This window comes from Azotobacter vinelandii CA (genome assembly GCF_000380335.1).
Lineage (GTDB): Bacteria > Pseudomonadota > Gammaproteobacteria > Pseudomonadales > Pseudomonadaceae > Azotobacter > Azotobacter vinelandii.
Map to the genome: position 1 here is coordinate 2,320,888 of NC_021149.1, position 21,046 is coordinate 2,341,933.

Annotated in this window: 15 protein-coding genes; 8 read left to right on the forward strand and 7 right to left on the reverse strand. The window is 63.9% G+C overall.

Annotated features, from left to right (window positions below; translation table 11 throughout):
- Positions 1 to 48: 48 nt before the first annotated feature.
- Positions 49 to 1,242, forward strand: coding sequence for a 2-methylaconitate cis-trans isomerase PrpF (prpF, locus tag AVCA_RS10580; RefSeq protein ID WP_012700911.1), 1,194 nt, complete (start codon positions 49 to 51; stop codon positions 1,240 to 1,242).
- 228 nt (positions 1,243 to 1,470) lie between these two features.
- Here prpF and ppsR read toward each other — a convergent pair whose 3' ends face one another.
- Positions 1,471 to 2,289 carry a posphoenolpyruvate synthetase regulatory kinase/phosphorylase PpsR gene (gene ppsR, locus AVCA_RS10585; protein ID WP_012700912.1) on the reverse strand — a complete coding sequence of 273 codons (819 nt, stop codon included), beginning with the start codon at positions 2,287 to 2,289 and terminating at the stop codon, positions 1,471 to 1,473.
- A 161-nt stretch (positions 2,290 to 2,450) separates the two neighbouring features.
- Here ppsR and ppsA point away from each other — a divergent pair, with 161 nt between their 5' ends.
- From ppsA to AVCA_RS10615, 6 genes are all read left to right on the forward strand, one after another.
- Complete coding sequence (ppsA, locus tag AVCA_RS10590) at positions 2,451 to 4,823, forward strand: phosphoenolpyruvate synthase (RefSeq protein ID WP_012700914.1); 2,373 nt, start codon at positions 2,451 to 2,453, stop codon at positions 4,821 to 4,823.
- 559 nt (positions 4,824 to 5,382) lie between these two features.
- Positions 5,383 to 5,871 (forward strand): ribonuclease E activity regulator RraA, encoded by a 489-nt coding sequence (gene rraA / locus AVCA_RS10595; RefSeq protein WP_012700915.1) that lies wholly within the window; start codon positions 5,383 to 5,385, stop codon positions 5,869 to 5,871.
- Positions 5,872 to 6,068: 197 nt separating this feature from the next.
- On the forward strand, positions 6,069 to 6,314 hold the full coding sequence (locus tag AVCA_RS10600; RefSeq protein ID WP_012700916.1) for a hypothetical protein: 246 nt from the start codon (positions 6,069 to 6,071) through the stop codon (positions 6,312 to 6,314).
- A 1-nt stretch (position 6,315) separates the two neighbouring features.
- Positions 6,316 to 7,140: a mechanosensitive ion channel family protein gene (locus AVCA_RS10605; protein ID WP_012700917.1), complete on the forward strand. Its 825-nt coding sequence runs from the start codon at positions 6,316 to 6,318 to the stop codon at positions 7,138 to 7,140.
- Positions 7,141 to 7,226: 86 nt separating this feature from the next.
- Positions 7,227 to 7,817: an RNA polymerase sigma factor SigX gene (gene sigX, locus AVCA_RS10610; protein WP_041807537.1), complete on the forward strand. Its 591-nt coding sequence runs from the start codon at positions 7,227 to 7,229 to the stop codon at positions 7,815 to 7,817.
- A gap of 110 nt (positions 7,818 to 7,927) precedes the next feature.
- Positions 7,928 to 8,983 (forward strand): OmpA family protein, encoded by a 1,056-nt coding sequence (locus tag AVCA_RS10615; RefSeq protein ID WP_012700919.1) that lies wholly within the window; start codon positions 7,928 to 7,930, stop codon positions 8,981 to 8,983.
- A 113-nt stretch (positions 8,984 to 9,096) separates the two neighbouring features.
- Here the strand turns inward: AVCA_RS10615 and cobA are convergent, their stop codons facing one another.
- From cobA to AVCA_RS10645, 6 genes are all read right to left on the reverse strand, one after another.
- Positions 9,097 to 9,834: a uroporphyrinogen-III C-methyltransferase gene (gene cobA, locus AVCA_RS10620; RefSeq protein WP_012700920.1), complete on the reverse strand. Its 738-nt coding sequence runs from the start codon at positions 9,832 to 9,834 to the stop codon at positions 9,097 to 9,099.
- 98 nt (positions 9,835 to 9,932) lie between these two features.
- Positions 9,933 to 12,638, reverse strand: a complete 2,706-nt coding sequence (locus tag AVCA_RS10625; protein ID WP_012700921.1) for a nitrate reductase — start codon at positions 12,636 to 12,638, stop codon at positions 9,933 to 9,935.
- A 76-nt stretch (positions 12,639 to 12,714) separates the two neighbouring features.
- Entirely contained in the window at positions 12,715 to 13,041 is a 327-nt protein-coding gene (gene nirD, locus AVCA_RS10630; RefSeq protein WP_012700922.1) for a nitrite reductase small subunit NirD, read from the reverse strand.
- A gap of 109 nt (positions 13,042 to 13,150) precedes the next feature.
- A complete protein-coding gene (gene nirB / locus AVCA_RS10635) occupies positions 13,151 to 15,601 on the reverse strand; it encodes a nitrite reductase large subunit NirB (RefSeq protein WP_012700923.1) in 2,451 nt (816 codons plus the stop codon).
- A gap of 263 nt (positions 15,602 to 15,864) precedes the next feature.
- On the reverse strand, positions 15,865 to 17,544 hold the full coding sequence (locus tag AVCA_RS10640; protein ID WP_012700924.1) for a bifunctional protein-serine/threonine kinase/phosphatase: 1,680 nt from the start codon (positions 17,542 to 17,544) through the stop codon (positions 15,865 to 15,867).
- 86 nt (positions 17,545 to 17,630) lie between these two features.
- Positions 17,631 to 18,842 carry a nitrate/nitrite transporter gene (locus AVCA_RS10645; protein WP_012700925.1) on the reverse strand — a complete coding sequence of 404 codons (1,212 nt, stop codon included), beginning with the start codon at positions 18,840 to 18,842 and terminating at the stop codon, positions 17,631 to 17,633.
- 516 nt (positions 18,843 to 19,358) lie between these two features.
- Between AVCA_RS10645 and AVCA_RS10650 the strand changes: the two genes are divergently transcribed.
- On the forward strand, positions 19,359 to 21,032 hold the full coding sequence (locus tag AVCA_RS10650) for a sulfatase-like hydrolase/transferase (protein WP_012700926.1): 1,674 nt from the start codon (positions 19,359 to 19,361) through the stop codon (positions 21,030 to 21,032).
- Positions 21,033 to 21,046: the final 14 nt, after the last annotated feature.

Genomic DNA, 21,046 nt, shown 5'->3' on the forward strand with positions numbered 1-21,046 from the left:
CTTCCGTGCCACCATCCGGTGGCACGGTCTCATGAGGACGAGACTCCCATGGCTCATGTACCCCAGATCAAGATTCCCGCCACCTATATCCGCGGCGGTACCAGCAAGGGTGTGTTCTTCCGCCTGCAGGACCTGCCGGAAGCCTGCCGGGTGCCCGGCGAGGCTCGCGACAGGCTGCTGCTGCGGGTGATCGGCAGTCCCGACCCGTACGGCAAGCAGATCGACGGCATGGGCGGCGCCACCTCGAGCACCAGCAAGACGGTGATCCTTGCCAAGAGCGAGCGGGCCGACCACGACGTCGACTACCTGTTCGGCCAGGTGTCCATCGACAAGGCCTTCGTCGACTGGTCCGGCAACTGCGGCAACCTGTCCGCCGCGGTCGGCGCCTTCGCCATCAGCAGCGGCCTGGTCGATCCCAATCGCATCCCGCGGAGCGGCACCTGCACCGTGCGCATCTGGCAGGCCAACATCGGCAAGACCATCGTCGCCCATGTTCCGATCACCAACGGCGAAGTGCAGGAAACCGGCGACTTCGAGCTGGATGGCGTGACCTTCCCGGCGGCCGAAGTGCAACTGGAGTTCCTCGATCCGGCCGACGAGGGCGAAGGCGAAGGTGGCGGTTCGATGTTTCCCACCGGCAACCTGGTGGACGATCTGGAAGTGCCGGGTGTCGGCACCTTCAAGGCGACCATGATCAACGCCGGCATCCCCACCGTGTTCGTCAATGCCGAAGACATCGGTTACACCGGCACCGAACTGCAGGACGCCATCAACGGCGATCCGAAGCAACTGGAGCGTTTCGAGACCATCCGCGCCTATGGCGCGCTGCGCATGGGCCTGATCAAGGATGTGAGCGAGGCTGCCAACCGCCAGCACACGCCCAAGGTCGCCTTCGTCGCCAAGCCCAGGGATTACGTCGCCTCCAGTGGCAGGCAGGTCGCTGCCGGCGACGTGGACCTGTTGGTGCGCGCGCTGTCGATGGGCAAGTTGCACCACGCCATGATGGGCACGGCCGCCGTGGCCATCGGCACGGCCGCGGCGATTCCGGGCACCCTGGTCAATCTCGCCGCCGGTGGCGGCGAGCGCAATGCCGTGCGTTTCGGCCATCCGTCCGGCACCCTGCGCGTCGGTGCCGAGGCCAGATTGGTCGACGGCGAATGGACGGTCACCAAGGCCATCATGAGCCGCAGCGCCCGTGTGCTGATGGAGGGCTGGGTCCGCGTGCCGGGCGACTCCTTCTAAGGTGTCCCTGCGGACTTGCTGCAGGAAGGGGAACTGACCGGTTGTCGAGTGCAGTTCTTCGGAGACGGGCACGGGCTATCGATGGGTAATCCGGAATGGCCGCTTCTTCGACTCGTTCCGGCCGAGACTTCTGACACGGGCGGCAGGTGATATGAAAAGCCGGGAGTTCGACTCCCGGTTTTCCGGATATGGGCTATGGATATCCTGTTTCGAGGGATGGCTATCCATTCATTTCAGGCGTCGTTCGACGCCCTTCTCGACCAGGATCTTTGCGGAAATTTCCTCCACCGAGAAATGGGTGGAATTGATGAAGGGAATTTTTTCGCGTCGCAGCAGTTTCTCCGTTTCGCGTACTTCGAACTCGCATTGGGAAAAACTGGAGTAGCGGCTGTTCGGCTTGCGCTCGTGACGAATGGCAGCCAGTCGCTCGCTGTCGATGGTCAGCCCGAAGAGTTTTTCCCGATAGGGTTTCAGCGCCGTCGGTAACTGCAGGCGTTCCATGTCCTCCTCCGTGAGTGGGTAATTGGCGGCACGGATGCCATACTGCATGGCCATGTACAGACAGGTCGGGGTCTTGCCGCTGCGCGAGACGCCCACCAGGATCAGATCGGCCTTGTCGTAATAGTGGGTGCGGGCACCGTCGTCATTGTCGAGAGCGAAGTTCACCGCCTCGATCCGCTCCATGTAATGGGCGTTGTGACTGATGGAGTGCGACTTGCCCACGGAGTAGGAGGAGTGAGAGATCAGCTCATGCTCCAGGGGAGCGAGAAAAGTGGAAAAGATATCGATCATGAATCCGTTGGATTTGGCCAGGATGTCACGGATTTCTTGATTGACGACGGTGTCAAAGATGATCGGGCGGGCGCCGTCCCTCTCCGCCGCGGCATTGATCTGCTGGACCATGCCGCGCGCTTTCTCCGCCGTATCGATATAGGGACGGGTAAGCTTGGTGAAGGAGATGTTTTCAAACTGTGCCAACAGGCTCTGGCCAAGGGTTTCCGCGGTTATGCCAGTACCGTCGGAGATGAAGAAAGCGGTTCGTTTCATTGCGCCCTTGGCCTTAAGGATATGACGATGGTTAGGCTATGATGGGACCCGGCATTGCCGGGCATCCTGACCCAACATTGTCACTTATTTTCACGGGTCAAGCCAGAATCGTGCGGAAAGGTTCCTCCTCTGACTTCCCAACCCCTAGTGGAGAATTCATCTTGGTAGAGTACGTAGTTTCCCTTGACAAGCTCGGCGTCCACGATGTGGAGCGAGTAGGGGGCAAAAACGCATCCCTGGGCGAAATGATCAGCAACCTGTCCGGTGCCGGTGTATCCGTTCCCGGGGGCTTTGCCACCACAGCCCAGGCCTACCGTGACTTCCTCGAGCAAAGCGGCCTGAATAATCGTATCCATGCCGCACTCGACGTACTGGATGTGGATGATGTGAATGCACTGGCCAAAACCGGTGCGCAGATTCGCCAGTGGGTGATGGAAGCCGACCTGCCTGCCCAGCTCGACGCCGATGTCCGCAAGGCCTTCGCCGAAATGGCGGGCGGCAACGAGCACCTGGCCGTGGCGGTACGCTCTTCCGCCACGGCGGAGGATCTGCCCGACGCCTCCTTTGCCGGTCAGCAGGAGACCTTTCTCAACATCCGTGGCGTGGACAACGTGATCCGCGCGGTCAAGGAGGTCTTCGCTTCTCTGTTCAACGACAGGGCCATCGCCTATCGGGTCCACCAGGGGTTCGATCACAAGCTGGTCGCCCTGTCCGCCGGTGTGCAGCGCATGGTGCGTTCGGAGACCGGTACCGCCGGGGTGATGTTCACTCTGGACACCGAGTCCGGCTTCCGGGATGTCGTATTCGTCACCGGCGCCTACGGTCTCGGCGAAACCGTGGTGCAGGGCGCGGTGAACCCCGACGAGTTCTATGTCCACAAGTCGACCCTCGAAGCCGGACGTCCCGCCATCCTGCGCCGCAACCTGGGCAGCAAGGCGATCAAGATGATCTATGGCGAGGAAGCCCGGGCCGGCAAGTCGGTGAAGACCGTCGAGGTGAGCGGCGCGGATCGCGCCCGCTTCTGCATCAGCGATGTCGAGGTCAGCGAGCTGGCCAAGCAGGCCTTGATCATCGAGAAGCACTACGGGCGGCCGATGGACATCGAATGGGCCAAGGACGGCGACGACGGCAGGCTCTATGTCGTCCAGGCGCGTCCGGAAACGGTGAAAAGCCGCGACAGCGCCACCGTGATGGAGCGTTACCTGCTCAAGGAGAAGGGCAACATCCTGGTCGAGGGGCGTGCCATCGGCCAGCGGATCGGCGCCGGCCCGGTCAAGGTGATCCATGACATCGCCGAAATGGACAAGGTCCAGCCGGGCGACGTACTGGTTTCCGACATGACCGACCCGGACTGGGAACCGATCATGAAGCGCGCCAGCGCCATCGTCACCAACCGTGGCGGGCGTACCTGCCATGCGGCGATCATCGCCCGCGAACTGGGTATCCCGGCGGTCGTCGGCTGCGGCAATGCCACCACCGTGTTGCGGGATGGCCAGGGCGTGACCGTTTCCTGCGCCGAAGGCGATACCGGCTATATCTTCGAAGGCGAACTGGGCTTCGATATCCGCAAGAACTCCATTGATGCCATGCCGCATCTGCCGTTCAAGATCATGATGAACGTCGGCAATCCGGACCGGGCCTTCGACTTCGCCCAATTGCCGAACGAGGGTGTCGGCCTGGCCCGCCTGGAGTTCATCATCAACCGCATGATCGGCGTACACCCCAAGGCATTGCTGAACTTCGCCGGCCTGCCGCCGGAAATCAAGGGTAGCGTCGAGAAGCGTATCGCCGGTTATGGCGATCCGGTCGGCTTCTATGTCGAGAAGCTGGTCGAGGGCATCAGCACCCTGGCCGCCGCCTTCTGGCCGAAGAAGGTCATCGTGCGCATGTCCGACTTCAAGTCCAACGAATACGCCAACCTGATCGGCGGCAAGCTCTACGAGCCGGAGGAAGAGAACCCGATGCTCGGCTTCCGTGGCGCCTCGCGCTACATCAGCGAGTCCTTCCGCGATTGCTTCGAGCTGGAATGCCGGGCGATCAAGAAGGTGCGCAACGAGATGGGGCTGGCCAACGTCGAGATCATGATTCCCTTCGTGCGCACGCCGGGCGAGGCCAGCCAGGTCATCGACCTGCTCGGCAGCCATGGCCTCAAGCGTGGCGAGAATGGCCTGCGCGTGATCATGATGTGCGAGCTGCCCTCCAACGCGCTGCTGGCCGAGGAGTTCCTCGAGTATTTCGACGGCTTCTCCATCGGCTCCAACGACCTAACCCAACTGACCCTGGGGCTGGATCGCGATTCGGGGATCGTCGCCCACCTGTTCGACGAGCGGAACGCTGCCGTGAAGAAGTTGCTGTCCAGCGCCATCCAGGCCTGCAACAAGGCCGGCAAGTACATCGGCATCTGTGGTCAGGGACCGTCGGATCATCCGGATCTGGCCAAGTGGCTGATGGATCAGGGTATCGACAGTGTCTCGTTGAATCCCGATTCGGTACTGGATACCTGGTTCTTCCTGGCGGAAGGGTTGGGCAACTGATTCCGGAATGAGCCGACGAGGGAAACGGAAAAAGGCGGGCAGCGTCCCGCCTTTTTCCGCTTGTGGATTTGTATATTCGACGTATGTCGTTCCGTGTCGGGTCCTTTCCCGCCCGGTCCGGCATTTCGCCGGAGCAGCCTTGTCGCTAAGATGTTCGACCAAATTCGCCTGCGATCGTCTTGTCGTCGACGGAGGCGCCATATTGCACTTGAGCGGTCGTCGCATCTGTACAAGGGCGTTGTCGGCGAGTTTCCGGGGCACACAGAGGACGAGCCTGTTCCTGTCGGGCTGCCGACGGCGACTCCGTATTGCTGATAAGCCAGGGGCTGGTTCGCAGGATGCGGCTTGAGCGACAGGATAATGCGTTGCCGTCGATACGGGGTGATTTCCAGTGGCCAGGTGCCGACTGGAAATTGTCCGGAATCGGCGTCGTGCAACGCTCGGCCATGACGAGACCATATTCATTCGGCATCGCCGAGCCTTTCCGGCTTTCCAGGCCTTCGGGCACGGGCCGAGAGGCGCTCATCTACCTGTGTTACTTCTCCAGAGGAGTTTTGCCATGCAATACGTCACCCCGGATCTGTGCGACGCCTATCCCGAGCTGGTGCAAGTGGTCGAGCCGATGTTCAGCAATTTTGGCGGTCGCGATTCCTTCGGCGGCGAAATCGTCACCATCAAGTGTTTCGAAGACAATTCGCTGGTCAAGGACCAGGTCGACACCGATGGCAAGGGCAAAGTGCTCGTGGTGGATGGCGGCGGTTCGTTGCGTCGTGCCTTGCTGGGCGACATGCTCGCTGAAAAGGCTGCCCGCAATGGTTGGGAAGGACTGGTCGTCTACGGTTGCATCCGTGATGTGGACGTGATTGCCCAGACCGACCTGGGAGTCCAGGCCTTGGCTACCCATCCCATGAAGACCGACAAGCGGGGCATCGGCGATCTGAACGTTCCGGTGACTTTCGGTGGCGTCACTTTCCGGCCAGGCGAGTACCTGTATGCCGACAACAATGGCATCATCGTGTCTCCACAGCCTCTGAAAATGCCGGAATAATCCCGGCTCCGGGCCGCCATCCGCCTCTTGGCGGGGTTGGCCCGACCTTGTGCGAATGCAAGAGTGACCGGGCCACCCGCTTTTCCCGCTGCCGATATCCGTCATCCCACGGCGATGTGGATCGCTCGGCGTTGGGTGCACAGATGTGACCTGCCGGCGAATAATCTCGTCTAGGCGTTACATCCGGAGAGGCACGCATGCACGATCCATTCGAAGAATCCCTACGTGATCTGCTCAAGTCTTCGGCGCTCAGCCACGATGACGATGCTGCGCTGGGACGCGTCCTGAAAGCCGCCAACCGCCAGGCGGGGGCGAGCGACCTGTTCGCCTTGCTGGGACACTGGTTCGAAGCGCTGATGATCGGTCTGAACAATGGATCGCCTCATATCATGCCGGTCTCCCGTGGTGGCACTTCCGATTCTTCTGCAGACAAGGCTGACTGAAATGGAACTCGATCTCTGGACTCAAAGCCTGGTTGCTGTGATGAAGGCACTTTGGTTCAAGGTAACCAGCTTCATTCCCAATCTGTTCGTCGCCCTGATCGTGGTACTGCTGGGCTTCGTCGTGGCCAGGCTGCTCGATACGTTGCTTTCCAAACTGCTGGCGAAGGTGGGGTTGGATCGTCTGATGTCGGGTATCGGGCTGACCCGGCTGCTGGTCCGCGTTGGCATTCAGGTACCTGTTTCGACCCTGGTCGGCAAGATCGTTTACTGGTTCGTGTTGCTCGTATTCATGGTCTCGGCTGCCGAATCCCTAGGGCTGGCCCGCGTTTCCGCAACCCTGGACGTGCTGGCGCTCTATCTGCCCAAGGTCTTCGGGGCGGCGTTGATCCTGCTCGCCGGGCTGCTGCTGGCGCAATTGGTCAATGGCCTGGTTCGTGGGGCGGCCGAAGGCGTGGGGCTCGATTACGCCAGCGGACTAGGGCGTGTCGTTCAGGGGCTGGTGATCATCATCAGCATTTCCGTGGCGATCGGGCAACTGGAGATCAAGACGGATCTGCTCAATACGGTCGTGGCCATCGTGCTGATTTCCGCGGGAGTGGCGGTTGCCCTGGCACTGGGCCTAGGCAGCCGCGAAGTGGCCGGTCAGATCATCGCCGGCATCTATGTCCGCGAACTCTACCGGGTAGGGCAGGCAATCAGGATCGGCGACCTCGAAGGGCGCATCGAAGAGATCGGTACGGTCAAGACGGTTTTGCTGACCACCGAGGGCGAGTTGGTCTCGTTGGCCAACCGTTCCCTGCTGGATGAACACGTTAGCACCCGTTAAGGCGAAGATCTGGTAATCTATGTCGCCAATTCGAACCCGAGGTCTGGGCTTTGGCGGCCGTGACCCGACTGCCAGCCTTTCTTGTCTTGAACACAGACCACTCACTTCCTTTGCGATACGATCCTAAGGAACTGTCCGACGAGGAACTGGTCGAGCGTGCACATGCCGAGCTTTTTCACATCACCCGCGCTTATGCGGAGCTGATGCAGCGCTATCAGCGTATATTGTTCAACGTCTGCGCCAGGTACCTGGGTAACGAACGGGACGCCGACGACGTCTGTCAAGAGGTCATGCTCAAGGTTCTCTATGGTTTGAAGAACTTCGAGGGCAAGTCGAAATTCAAGACTTGGCTTTACAGCATCACATACAACGAATGTATTACTCAATACCGAAAAGAACGGCGAAAACGGCGTCTAATGGATGCCCTGAGTCTCGATCCCCAAGAAGAGGCTTCGGAGGAAAGGGCACCGAAACTGGAAGAGCGAGGTGGCTTGGACCGCTGGTTGGTGCATGTCAATCCGATCGACCGGGAGATTTTGGTGTTGCGCTTTGTCGCGGAGCTGGAGTTCCAGGAAATCGCCGACATTATGGATATGGGGCTCAGTGCCACTAAAATGCGCTACAAGCGTGCTTTAGACCGGCTACGGGAAAAATTTTCAGGGCTTGCTGAACCTTAGCTTGACAGCTAGCCTCTTAACGAATAGCGATCTCAGCCATTATTATGTGGTTGAAAAACAAGTTTGAGATTGTCTTACCGTCACATACCACGCACGATGGGGAAATACGGATGAAACTGAAAAACACCTTGGGCGCCATTATTGGCTCGATGGTCGCCGCATCTTCGATCAGCGCGCTGGCTCAGGGCCAGGGCGCAGTTGAGGTGGAAGCTTTCGCCAAGCACTGGTTCAGCGATGAGAGTTCGCGCGACTTCGAAAACGATGAAGCCGAACTCTATGGTGCATCGATCGGTTATTTTTTGACCGATGATGTGGAGCTGGTCTTGTCGCATGGCGTTTACAGGGACGTCACTACCGATGAGCCGATTGGCGACGGCGGGCACAAGGACATCAAGGGTGAACTGACCTCCATCGATGCCCTCTATCACTTCGGCGAGCCCGGCGCAGGCCTTCGTCCCTACGTTTCCGGCGGCTTCGCCCACCAGAGCATCGGCCAGGCCCGTGGCGGCCGTAACAACAGCACCCTGGCCAACGTCGGCGCCGGTCTGAAGTACTACTTCACCGACATGCTTTACGCCCGGGCCGGTCTCGAAGGCATGTACAACTTCGACGATGATCAGACCGACTGGCAGGCTGGCGTGGGTATCGGTCTGAACTTCGGTGGCAGCGGCGGGAAGCAGCAACCCGTTGCGGAGCCGGTTGCCGAGGTCTGTGCCGACGTCGACAACGATGGCGTCTGCGACAATGTCGACCGCTGCCCGGATACTCCCGCCAACACCACCGTGAATGCCGAGGGCTGCACCGCCGTCGCCGAGGTGGTGCGTGTCGAGCTGGACGTCAAGTTCGACTTCGACAAGGCGCAGGTCAAGGAAGAAAGCTATGCCGACATCAAGAACCTGGCCGACTTCATGAAGCAGTATCCGCAGACCAACACTACCGTGGAAGGTCACACCGACTCCGTCGGTACGGATGCCTACAACCAGAAGCTGTCCGAGCGCCGTGCCAATGCGGTGCGTGATGTTCTGGTCAACGAGTATGGCGTGCAAGGCAGCCGCGTAGATTCCGTCGGTTACGGCGAATCCCGTCCGGTGGCCGACAACGCTACCGAGTCCGGTCGCGCTATCAACCGTCGCGTGGAAGCGGAAGTGGAAGCCCAAGCCCAGTAATTGGCAGGTGCTTCAGGAAAAACCCGGCTTTGCCGGGTTTTTCTTTTTCCAGGGACGGGCTCGGAGAGTCCGGGCCGGCAGGCTTGGAGCCCCGCCGTTACGAGGAGGAGGGTTCAGGCCGTACGGGCCATGAGCTGCGCTTGGGCGACGGCGGCGACTTCGCCGATCACCAGAATCGCCGGGCTTCTCAGGCTGAAGGCCGCAGCGTCCCATTGCATGGCGCCGAGGCTGCTGCGGCATTCGCGTTGCTGCGGCAACGAGGCGTTTTCGATCATCGCCACCGGCATGTCTGCACGCATGCCGCCTGCCAGCAGGCCATCGCGTATCTCGGCCAGCTTGGCCACGCCCATGTAGACCACCAGGGTGGTGCCGCTCCGGGCCAGCGCCTGCCAGTTCAGGCTGCTGTCGTCCTGGGTGTGGGCCGTGACCAGGGTCACGCCACGCGCCACGCCGCGCAGGGTCAGTGGAATGCCGCATTGGGTGGCGCCGGCCAGGCCCGCCGTGATGCCGTTGACGATTTCCGTGGCGATGCCGTGGCTCGCCAGCCAGTCTGCCTCTTCGCTGCCACGGCCGAAGATGCAGGGATCGCCGCCCTTCAGGCGCGCCACGCATTTTCCCTGGCGGGCATAGCGCAGCATCAGGCGGTGGATGAAATCCTGTGGCGTGGAGCGGCAGCCGCCGCGCTTGCCCACGCCGATCACCCGGGCCTGCGGGCAGTGCTCGAGCACCGCCGGATTGACCAGGTCGTCGATCAGCACCACCTCCGCCTCGCCCAGGGCACGCACGGCCTTGAGCGTCAGCAATTCGGGATCGCCGGGGCCGGCACCGATCAGCCAGACTTTTGCGCTCATGTTCCACCTCTATCGCTTTGGAGGATGGGTAACCGCCATGGCGCACCCACCCGGAAGTGTCTGTTCTGGAAAGCGTTGTGCGCTCTTCCGTCCCGGATTCAGCTATTCGCCGTCATGGGGCGAGCCAGCAGCCGCCTGATTTCCGGTACACAGGAGCCGCAGCCGGTACCGCACCCGAGTTCCTGCTTGAGGCCATCGAGATCGAGGCCGCGCTCGATACCGGCACGAATCGCCGCCTCGCCGACGTTCATGCAACTGCATACCGTCCTATCCTTGATCGCCCCGTCGCTGCCCAGGGGGCCGCCGAGCGGAGCGAGCATCCAGCGGCGCAGTTCGGCATCGGTTCGGCCTTCGTTCCACAGCGCCTTGAGCCAGTCGCGTGCGGCGGTTTCGCCGGCCAGGCGCAGCGCGGTGATGCGCCCGTTCTCGATGCGCACGCGCTTGCCCACGCTGCGGCCAGGGTCGTCGTAGGCCAGTATCGGCCCCTCGTCGAGGCCGAGCAGAACGTCGATGCGCGCCAGCAGGCCGCTCTCCGGCGGCACGGCGCTGGCGGCCTTGACCAGCAGGGCCGGGCGCTCGCGGCCGGCCAGGGTCAGGCTGGCGTAGGCGAATCCGTCCAGCAGTGGGCGCAGCTCGGCGAAGCGCTGTTGGACGTCGCCCTCGACCAGGGCGAACAGTTGCCACGGCAGCTCGACCTTCTCCACCTCGACGCCGGCATGCTTGAGCTCCGGCTGCTTGGATAGCGGGTCGCAGGCCGGCAGGGTCAGCACGTTGGTGCCCAGGCCCTTGAGGAAGCGGTCGCCCCAGTGCATCGGCAGAAAGGCCTGGCCGGGACGTATGGATTCGTCGGCTTGCACCGGCAGGATCAGGCTGCCGCGGCGGCTGCGCAGCCTGGCCAGGTCGCCGCCGGCCAGGCGCCGACGGCGCAGTTCGTCCGGATGCAGGCCGAGGACGGCCTCCTCGACGTGACCGAACAGGCGGGCAACGGTACCGGTACGGCTCATGCCGTGCCACTGGTCGCGCAGACGGCCGGTATTGAGGATCAGGGGATAGCGCGCTTCGCGCCTTTCCTGCGGCGCCCGGTACGGATCGGCATGGAGGTGGGCACGGCCGCTGGCGGTGGGGAATACTCCATCGGCATACAAGCGTGGCGTGCCGCGGCTGGCGCCAGTCGGGAAAGGCCATTGCTGGGGACCGAGTTCGTCGATCAGGGCGTGGCTCAGACCGGACAGGTCGAGGTCGCGACCGGCGGTCAGTTGTTTGTATTCATCGAACAGCGCGGCCGGGTCGGCGAACTCGAACAGGCTGGGTCGGCCGGGGCGCAGGTGTTTTTCCAGGCGACGGGCGAAGTCGCAGACGATCGCCCAGTCCGCCCGCGCCTCGCCCGGTGCCGGCACGGCCCGGCGCACATGGCTGAGGCGCCGTTCGGAGTTGGTCACCATGCCTTCCTTTTCGCCCCAGCCCGCGGCGGGCAGCAACAGGTCGGCGTAGCGACAGGTCTCGGTGGTGGCGTAGGCCTCCTGCACCACCACGAACGGGCAGGCGGCAAGGGCCTCGTGGATCTTCTGCTGGTCAGGCAGCGACTGCGCCGGGTTGGTGCAGGCGATCCACAAGGCCTTGATGCGGCCGATGCGCACGGCCTCGAACAGCTCGATGGCGGTCAGGCCGGTGCTTTCCGGCAGAGCGTCGATGCGCCAGTAGTCGGCGACTTCGGCACGGTGCCCGGCATTGCCGGCTTCGCGGTGACCGGGCAGCAGGTTGGCCAGGCTGCCGGTCTCGCGGCCGCCCATGGCGTTGGGCTGGCCGGTCAGCGAGAAGGGGCCGGCGCCGGGCTTGCCGATCTGTCCGGTGGCCAGGTGCAGGTTGATCAGCGCACTGTTCTTGGCGCTACCCGATGTGGACTGGTTGAGCCCCATGCACCACAGCGACAGGAAGCTGGGCGCCTTGCCGATCAGCTCGGCGCAGGTCTGCAGGCTGCCAACCGAGATGCCGCAGATATCCGCCACCGCCGCCGGGCTGTAGTCGCGCACCAGTTTCTTCAATTCGTCGAAGCCCTCGGTGTGGGCCTCGATCCAGGCGCGGTCGATCCAGCCTTCCCACAAGAGGATGTGCAGAATGCCGTGGAACAGCGCCACATCGGTGCCCGGCAAGATCGCCAGGTGTAGATCAGCCAACTCACAGGTATCGGTGCGTCGCGGATCGACCACGATGATCTTCATCTCTGGACGGCGGGCCTTGGCCGCTTCCAGGCGACGGAACAGAACCGGATGGGCGTAGGCCATGTTGCTGCCGGCGATCAGCAGGCAATGGCTCTGCTCGACGTCCTCGTAGGCGCAGGGCGGGGCATCGGCGCCCAGGCTGCGCTTGTAGCCGACCACCGCCGAGGACATGCACAGCCGCGAGTTGCTGTCGATGTTGTTGGTGCCGACCAGCGCGCGCGCCAGCTTGTTGAAGGCGTAGTAGTCTTCGGTCAGGAGTTGCCCGGAGATATAGAAGGCCACGCTGTCCGGGCCGTGCTCGCGGATGGTTTCGGCGAAAACCGCAGCCGCGTGATCCAGCGCATTGTCCCAGTCGGTACGGTCACGGGGCAGCGCCTTGCCCGAGCGCAGTTCGGGATGGAGCGCGCGGGCGGCCAGATCGCCGGTCAGGTGCAGGGTCGAGCCCTTGCTGCACAGGCGGCCGTGATTGGCCGGATGTGCCGGGTCGCCGGCGACGCCGGTGATCTGTTCGCCGTCGTGCTCGATCAGCACGCCGCAGCCGACGCCGCAGTAACAGCAGGTGGAGGCGGTGGTCTGGTGGGCCATGGTCGTTTCTCCGTCGGCACGAGCGGATTCATCCGCGATGGCGTGGGGGGCGCGAATGAACTCGCTCCTGCGGGGTTCAGGCGCAGTCCTTCAGGGATTTCAGGGCCAGCAGTACGCGCCCGCCCTCGATCTTGACCGGATACTTGTGCGAGCAGCCGACATCCGGTTCCAGCGCCTCGCCGCTTTCCAGATCGATCTGCCAGTTGTGCAGCGGGCAGGCCACGCGCTTGCCGTAGATCAGTCCCTGCGACAGCGGACCGCCTTTGTGCGGGCAACGGTCGTCGAGAGCGAAAACCTCGTCGCGGGCGGTACGGAAGATGGCGATGTCGCCCCTGGGGCCGGCGACGATGCGCGCGCCGAGCACGTTGATCTCGTCCAGGGCACAGATATCCAGCCAGTTCATCGATATTCCTCGCTCAATACGTTGCGGATTGGTTGCAGGAGCGAATTCATCCGCGACGGACGTCGTGCCGATTGCGGATGGAGCCGCTCCTGCTGGCGGACAAGGTCGATCAGGCGGTTTCCGTTTCCCTGACCGGGATACGTTCGAATTCCTTCTTCAGGGCCGGGTTGCCGATCTGCTGCTGCCACGGGTCCTGCTCGAAGGACAGGGCGAACAGCAGGCGCTGGTGCAGGGCCTTGCGCCGTTCCCCGTCCTCCAGCACCGCCTGCCTGATGTGCTCCAGGCCGACGCGGTGCAGGTAGTGCACGGTGCGCTCCAGGTAGAAGGCTTCCTCGCGATAGAGCTGGAGGAAGGCCAGGCTGTACTCCATGACTTCCCCGGCGCTCCCGACCTTGACGAAGAACTCGCCGGCCTCGGTCTTGATGCCGCCGTTGCCGCCGATGTAGATCTCCCAGCCCGAATCCACGCCGATGACGCCGACATCCTTGATGCCCGACTCGGCGCAGTTGCGCGGGCAGCCGGAAACCGCCAGCTTGACCTTGTGCGGCGACCACATGCCGAACAGCGCATGCTCGAGGTCGATACCCATCTGCGTCGAATTCTGGGTGCCGAAGCGGCAGAATTCGCTGCCGACGCAGGTCTTCACGGTGCGGATGGATTTGCCGTAGGCATGGCCGGAAGGCATGCCCAGCTCGCGCCACACGTTCGGCAGGTCTTCCTTCTTCACGCCGAGCAGGTCGATGCGCTGGCCGCCGGTGACCTTGACCATCGGCACCTTGTACTTCTCGGCCACGTCGGCGATGCGCCGCAGCTCGGCGGGGCTGGTCACGCCGCCCCACATGCGCGGCACCACCGAGTAGGTGCCGTCCTTCTGGATGTTGGCGTGGGCACGCTCGTTGATCAGGCGCGACTGCGGATCGTCCTTGGCCTCGCCCGGCCAGGTGGAGATCAGGTAGTAGTTCAGCGCCGGGCGGCAGGTGGCGCAGCCATCGGGGCTGCGCCATTCCATGGCCTTCATGGCCTCGCCCATGCCGGTCAGACGCTGTTCGCGGATCGCCTGGCGTACCTGGCCGTGGTTGAGGTCGGTGCAGCCGCACACCGGCTTCTCGCTCTTGGGTTTGACGTCCGCGGCGCCGCCGACGGTGTTGATCAGAATCTGTTCGACCAGCCTGGCGCAGGAGCCGCAGGAACTGGCGGCCTTGGTGTGCTTCTTCACCTCGTCCACGGAAAGCAGACCATTTTCCCGGATCGCCTTGACGATGGTGCCCTTGCACACACCGTTGCAGCCGCAGACCTCCATCTCGTCGCTCATCGCCATGGCCTTGTCCTGGCCCTGATGGCCGGCGTCGCCGATGGCGTTTTCGCCGAACATCAGGAGGTCGCGGATTTCGGCGACATTGTGCTGCTCGCGGATCTGCCGGAAGTACCAGCCGCCGTCGGCGGTGTCGCCGTACAGGCAGGCGCCGACCAGCACGTCGTCCTTGACCACCAGCTTCTTGTAGACGCCGCCGATGGGGTCGGAAAAGGTGATGGTCTCGGTGCCTTCCCCGCCCATGAAGTCGCCGGCGGAAAACAGGTCGATGCCGGTGACCTTGAGCTTGGTGGAGGTCACCGAGCCTTCGTAGCGGGCGTTGCCGAGTCGGGCCAGATGGTCGGCGCAGACCCGGGCCTGCTCGAACAGCGGGGCCACCAGGCCGTAGGCGATGCCGCGGTGATTGGCGCATTCGCCGACGGCGTAGATGGCCGGATCGGCGGTCCGCAGGTAGTCGTCGACCCGGATGCCGCGATCGCAGGCCAGGCCCGCGCGTTCGGCCAGTTCGACGTTGGGACGGATGCCGGCGGCCATCACCACCAGATCGGCGGGGCATTCTTCGCCGTCGCTGAAATGCGCGCTGGCCACCCGGCCCTGGCCATCGTCGAGCAGGGCGGCGGTGTTGGTGTTCAGGCGGAACTTGATGCCGCGTGCCTCCAGGGCGTTCTGCAGCAGTTTGCCGGCGGTCCTGTCGAGCTGGCGATCGAGCAGCCAGTCGCCGAGGTGTACCACGGTCACCTCCATGCCGCGCAGCCTGAGGCCGTTGGCCGCTTCCAGGCCGAGCAGGCCGCCACCGATCACCAGCGCGTGACGGTGGGAGCGGGCGGTTTCCATCATCGCCCGGGTATCGGCGATGTCGCGGTAGCCGATCACGCCCTGCAGATCCTTGCCGGGGATCGGCAGGATGAAAGGGCTGGAACCGGTGGCGACGAGCAGGCGGTCGTATTCGGCCTGGCTGCCGTCGGAGGCCGTGACCCGGCGATTCTCGCGGTCGATGTCGACCACCTTGCAGCCGAGGCGCAGGTCGATGCCGTTGTCCCGGTACCAGTCCAGGTCGTTGAGAACGATTTCTTCGAAGGTCTGTTCGCCGGCCAGCACCGGAGAGAGCAGGATGCGGTTGTAGTTCGGGTGCGGTTCGGCGCCGAACACCGCGATCTCGTAGAGGTCCGGGGCGAGCTTGAGCAGTTCTTCCAGGGTGCGGACCCCGGCCATGCCGTTGCCGATCATCACCAGCTTGAGTTTTTCCATCGCTCTTCTCCGTTACGGAAAGCGGAAAACAAAAAAGGCGTCCCGCCGGTTACCCAGCGAGGACGCCTTTGTCCATTCCCGTTCTGTCGGGAAACACTGCCCTCCACGTTGAAGGCAATGCTTATGTGATCTGTCGGTTTTCTCGATGCAGGGGCTGTGCCAGTTTCACGGATGACTGATTTGCAAGGGATTTCCCGGTGGCTGGCCTGAAGGAGTCGTTCCAGCTTGCACTGTCTTGGTTCGGTGCGCCCTCTTATGGGGTTTCATGGGCGCGCAGGGACGATCAACAGGGCGAGCAGAGCCAGGTTGAGCAGCAGGGAGAGCAGGGCGACGCCGCGCCAGACCTTCAGCGGCTCGCGCTCCAGCCAGGGACGGGGGTGCAGTTCCTGGGGTCGGCGTTCGCCCCGCTCCAGATCGAGCAGCCATTCCTCGGCGGTTTCGAAGCGCTGCTCGGGATCGGCGATCAGCGCCCGCTGCAGGCATTCGTCGAGCCAGGCGGGCAGGTCCGGCCGATAGCGGCTGGCCGGGAGCGGAGTACCGAAGCGTGGATGCTGGAAGGCCTCGATCTCACCATAGGGGTAATGGCCGGTGAGCAGAAGATAGAGGGTGACGCCGGCGGCGTAGAGATCCTGGCGAGCGTCGGGCGCGGCGCCGGCGAAGGCTTCCGGCGCGATATGGCTGGGCGTGCCCGGCAGGCTGTTGGGCTCGTCGCGGGACAGTCCCGGGCAGTAGGCCAGGCCGAAGTCGAGCAGGCGCAGCTCGCCGTCCTCGCCCCATAGCAGGTTTTCCGGCTTGATGTCGCGGTGCAGGATGTTGCGTCGGTGCAGCATGCCGAGCGCGCGCAGCAGGCGGGGGGCGAGGTCCAGCCACTGGGCCAGGGTCAGCGGGCCGTGCGCCTGCAGGTGCTCGGCCAGGGTTTTGCCCGGGTATTCGCGCTGCACGTAGTAAAGGTGTTGGCGCTGCGGCAAGGGCGCGATCTCCGGAAAATAGCGGCTCGCCACCCGACGCAGGAACCATTCCTCCAGCAACAGGGCCTGGCCGGCTTCGGCCTTGCTGTGTCGGGTCGGTGGCAGGGTCTTCAGCAACCAGCGTCGTTCATGGCTGTCGCGTACCCGGTAGACCAGGGATTGGCGCGACTCCGCCAGCAGGCCATCGACTCGCCAGCCCTCGAACGACTGGCCTTCGCGCAGTGCGGGCGGCGCTGGCCAGTGTTGCAGCCGGGCCAGGCTGTCGGCCAGCGAGCCTTCCGGCAGGCGTTCGGCGCGCACCAGCAGGGCGCTGGCATTGTCCCGGCTGCCGGCCAGATGGGCGGCGCGTACCAGTGCCCGGCTCGCCACCGAGCTGTCCTGCTCGTCGACGAGAATGCGGCGGATACCCTGGTCGCCCAGAGTGGCCCAGACACCGTCGCTGACCAGCAGGAAGGCATCGGCTTCCTGCAGGTCGCCATCCCGGTAGTCGACCAGCAGGTGCTGGTCCAGACCCAGGGCGCGTTTGAGCACATGGCGCATCCCGGGCTGCTCCCAGACGTGCTCCTCGGTCAGCCGTTGCAGTTGTCCGTCGCGCCAGCGATAGGCCCGGCAGTCGCCGACATGGGCGAGGGTGAAGCGTCGTCCGCGCAAAACCAGGGCGGTGAGGGTGGTGAGCAGCGGCTGGCCGCCACCGTTGGCCTGCAGCCAGCGGTTCTGCGCCAGCAGCAGGCGATCCAGCGCCTGCGCCACCGCCCAGGTTTCCGGGGTGGCGTAGTAGTCCATGGCCAGGGCCTGCAGGCTGGCGCGTGCCGCCAGGCCGCCGTCGGCGCACTGGCTGACGCCATCGGCGAGGGCGAACAGGTAGCCCTTGCTCGCCGCCAGCGTCGGATTCGGGGTTACCACGCGGATGGCATCCTGGTTTTCCGGGCGGGGACCGGCGGCGCTGGCTTCGCCGATGCTGAGTTGCAGAGTCATGGGCGATCTCCGGGCTCGGGGGGCTGGATACGAGAAGGCCTCCAGGCGGAGAGCATGGAGGCCGTCGGTTGGGGGACGGGGCCGCCTCAGACCCGTGCCGCCGTCACCGCGGCGCTACCCCAGGTGGTGCGCCAGCGCTTCTTCACGCCGTGCAGGCCGATCCAGGCGATCACGCCGAGAGCGGCGAACAGCCACAGGCCGATCTGGTAGTCGCCGGTGGACTGCTTGATGGCGCCGAGTCCCGCGGTCAGGGCGAAACCGCCGATACCGCCGGCCATGCCGATCAGGCCGGTCATCACGCCGATCTCCTTGCGAAAACGCTGTGGCACCAGTTGGAACACCGCGCCGTTGCCGGCGCCCAGGCTGAGCATGGCGACCACGAACAGGGCCAGCGCGGCGCTGGAGCTGGACAGGTTGAAGCCGACCACGGCGATGCACAGGGCGGCCAGGGTATACATCACCAGCAGGGTGCGAATCCCGCCGATGCGGTCGGCCAGGGCGCCGCCGAGCGGACGCAGCAGGCTGCCGGCGAACACGCAGGCGGCGGTGTAGTAGCCGGCTTTCACCGGATCGAAGCCGTACTGGTCGTGGAAGTAGCCGGGCAGGGTGCTGGCCAGGCCGAGGAAGCCGCCGAAAGTCACGCTGTAGAACAGCATGAACCACCAGCTGTCGCGGTCGGCCAGGGCTTTCAGGTAGTCGGCTACGGCCTTTGGTTGCGGGCGCTCCGGAGCGTTCCTGGCGACACCGGCGAAGATGACCAGGGTCAGCACCAGCGGGATCAGCGCCAGGCCGAACACATTGTTCCAGCCGAATGCGCCGGCCAGACCGGGAGCGAAGAGCGCGGCGAGCACGGTGCCGGAGTTGCCGGCGCCGGCGATGCCCATGGCTTTGCCCTGGTGCTGCGGCGGATACCACTGCGAGGCCAGCGGCAGGGCCACGGCGAAGGAGGCGCCGGCGAAGCCGAGGAACAGGCCGAGCAGCAACGCCTGTTCGTAGTTGTGGATGCCCATGCTCCAGGCCAGCCCCAGGGCGGCGATGACGATCGCCTGGCCGAGGATGCCGGCGCTCTTCGGCGAAGTGCGGTCGGCCAGCATGCCCATGACGAAGCGCAGCACGGCGCCGGAGAGGATCGGCGTGGCGACCATCAGGGCGCGTTGTTGAGTGCTCAGCCCTAGGTCGGTGGCGATCTGCACGCCCAACGGGCCGAGCACGTACCAGACCATGAAGCTCAGGTCGAAATAGAGGAATGCGGCGAACAGCGTGGGGGTATGGCCAGCCTTCCAGAAACTCGTATTCATCGAACACCTCGTCGGCGACAGGCAACTCCGCTGGATCGACGGACGATGCGCGCGTCCGGGCCGGAGTCATGACAGGTTGAAAAGGGCGGGCCACGAGGGCCTCCGTTCACCGCCCCGGGCGTTGGGGCCGAAACGCAAAAGGCGCCACATCACGACTCGCCGGAGCGAGGGTGATGCGACGCCTTTGTCGTTCGACAGGCAACCGCCGTTGGCTGCCCTGTGCCAGATCCTTAGCAATACCCATGCCTGCGTTCGGCTGCTATTTTGGGAAATTCCGGCGTCTTTGCGGAGACGTTACGAGCCAAAACGAGGCGAACGATCCGGGATTGCACTGTATTGGGGCGTTGTCACGCTTGCCGAAATGGCTTGGCTCAGGCCGCGACGGGATGCCGGAAGCGGTAGGAAGGGCTTCGCTTGTAGGTCGCGAGCGCGCTGCTAATGTTACGAACAGGTTACTTCTCATTGGCACCTTCCAGGATGTCGGCGACGCCGCTGGAGCGGATTGGAAAGGAAGCCATGGCGATTTCCCTGAAGGAGTTGCTGCTCGGGCTGTACCTGCTGATCCAGCATGACTATTACCGCGAGCGCCTGATGGCGCTGCAGGGCGGCGTGCCGGTAGTGCTGTTCGCCGGGATGTTCGCCGTGTTGCTCGTTGCCTTGTGGCTGACCGCCCACATCCGGTCGGCCCCGGTCCGCTACCTGTTCGCTTTGCTGTTCTTCGCCAGCACGCTGTTCTTCGACGTCTACACCCAGGTCTCCGCCGAGTACCTGACCTACGGCACCTTCGTCTCGTTGATCTATTCCGGCGGCTTCATCGACGAGGCCCTGTACCAGTACCGGGCGAGTATCCTGGTCTGTGCCGCCGGAGCCTTGCCGTTATTGTTCGGCATCGCTCTCGCACCCCGGCGGCGCCTGCCGCTACCGGGGATCGCGCTGGTCGCGGCGCCACTCTGCGCTCTGCTGCTGCTGACGGGCATCCTGTTCGTGCGCGGTGGCGTCGGGGCTCGCGGTCTGCCGGCGATGTATACGCCGCTGGCCTACCTCAACCTGTTCGCCTACGAGGCGGCGAGCAGCACCGTGGGGCCGCGGGAAACGGTAAGCCTGCCGCGCCATGGCCAGGCGATCGGCAACGATATCGTGCTGATCATCGACGAGAGCGTGTCCGGCAACTATCTGGACATCAATGTCGAGCACGGCGTGCGCACCAACCTCGGGCAGTCGCCTCCCGGTGCGACCCTCTACAACTACGGCTATGCCGCCGCCATCGCCAACTGCAGCGCCGATACCAACGTCACCCTGCGTTACGGGGGCACGCGCAGCGATTACCTGCGGATCAATTCGACCATGCCCTCGATCTGGCAGTACGCCAGGAGGGCCGGGCTGCGTACGGTCTACATCGATGCACAGCGCACCGGCGGACGCTTGCAGAATCTGATGAGCAAGAGCGAGCGAAAGGAAATCGACGAGTTCGTCCAGTTCGACGGCATCCCGGTACGCGACCGCGACATGGCGGCTGCGCAGAAACTCATCGAACTGCTCGGCAACGATACGGCCGAGCTGATCTACCTCAACAAGGTCGGCGCGCACTTTCCGGTGCACGACAAGTACCCGGACGATTTCATGATCTACCGACCGGCATTGCCGCGCGGCCGGTACGCCGATATTTCCGATACCGGCGAGCGTGACGGCTTCGGCGGCCAGGCCGAGGATTGGGGGCGGTACCGCAACGCCTACAGAAATACCCTGCTGTGGAACGTCGGCGAGTTCTTCGCCCGGCTCTTCGCCCGGGCCAGGCTCGACAATGCCGTGCTGATCTATACCTCCGACCATGGCCAGGACCTGCACGAGCGCGGCAACCCCGGGCTCGATACCCACTGTGGCGGCGATCCGGTGGTGGAGGAGGGATTGGTGCCGCTGGTGGTGATCCAGGGTCACGGCCTGCGCGGCCTCGACTGGCAACGCGAACTGACGGGCAACAGGAACCGTTCCAGCCACTACAACATCTTCCCCACGCTGCTGCAGTTGATGGGCTACGACCTGACGGCGCTGCAAGCCGTCTATGGCAGGCCGCTGAGCCTGCATACCGAGGACGAATTCACCTTCAACACCCGCTTCAATGCGCGCCTGGGAGAGAAGGCGAACTGGAAGTTCATCGACTTGAAGGAGGTGGTGACGCCCGTGCTGCAGTGAGGTACGGACCGCGG

Coding starts and splice junctions, on each gene's coding strand:
- prpF (WP_012700911.1), top strand. CDS start 49: ATGGCTCATGTACCCCAGATCAAGATTCCCGCCACCTATATCCGCGGC.
- ppsR (WP_012700912.1), bottom strand. CDS start 2,289: ATGAAACGAACCGCTTTCTTCATCTCCGACGGTACTGGCATAACCGCG.
- rraA (WP_012700915.1), top strand. CDS start 5,383: ATGCAATACGTCACCCCGGATCTGTGCGACGCCTATCCCGAGCTGGTG.
- AVCA_RS10600 (WP_012700916.1), top strand. CDS start 6,069: ATGCACGATCCATTCGAAGAATCCCTACGTGATCTGCTCAAGTCTTCG.
- AVCA_RS10605 (WP_012700917.1), top strand. CDS start 6,316: ATGGAACTCGATCTCTGGACTCAAAGCCTGGTTGCTGTGATGAAGGCA.
- AVCA_RS10615 (WP_012700919.1), top strand. CDS start 7,928: ATGAAACTGAAAAACACCTTGGGCGCCATTATTGGCTCGATGGTCGCC.
- cobA (WP_012700920.1), bottom strand. CDS start 9,834: ATGAGCGCAAAAGTCTGGCTGATCGGTGCCGGCCCCGGCGATCCCGAA.
- AVCA_RS10625 (WP_012700921.1), bottom strand. CDS start 12,638: ATGGCCCACCAGACCACCGCCTCCACCTGCTGTTACTGCGGCGTCGGC.
- nirD (WP_012700922.1), bottom strand. CDS start 13,041: ATGAACTGGCTGGATATCTGTGCCCTGGACGAGATCAACGTGCTCGGC.
- nirB (WP_012700923.1), bottom strand. CDS start 15,601: ATGGAAAAACTCAAGCTGGTGATGATCGGCAACGGCATGGCCGGGGTC.
- AVCA_RS10640 (WP_012700924.1), bottom strand. CDS start 17,544: ATGACTCTGCAACTCAGCATCGGCGAAGCCAGCGCCGCCGGTCCCCGC.
- AVCA_RS10645 (WP_012700925.1), bottom strand. CDS start 18,842: ATGAATACGAGTTTCTGGAAGGCTGGCCATACCCCCACGCTGTTCGCC.
- AVCA_RS10650 (WP_012700926.1), top strand. CDS start 19,359: ATGGCGATTTCCCTGAAGGAGTTGCTGCTCGGGCTGTACCTGCTGATC.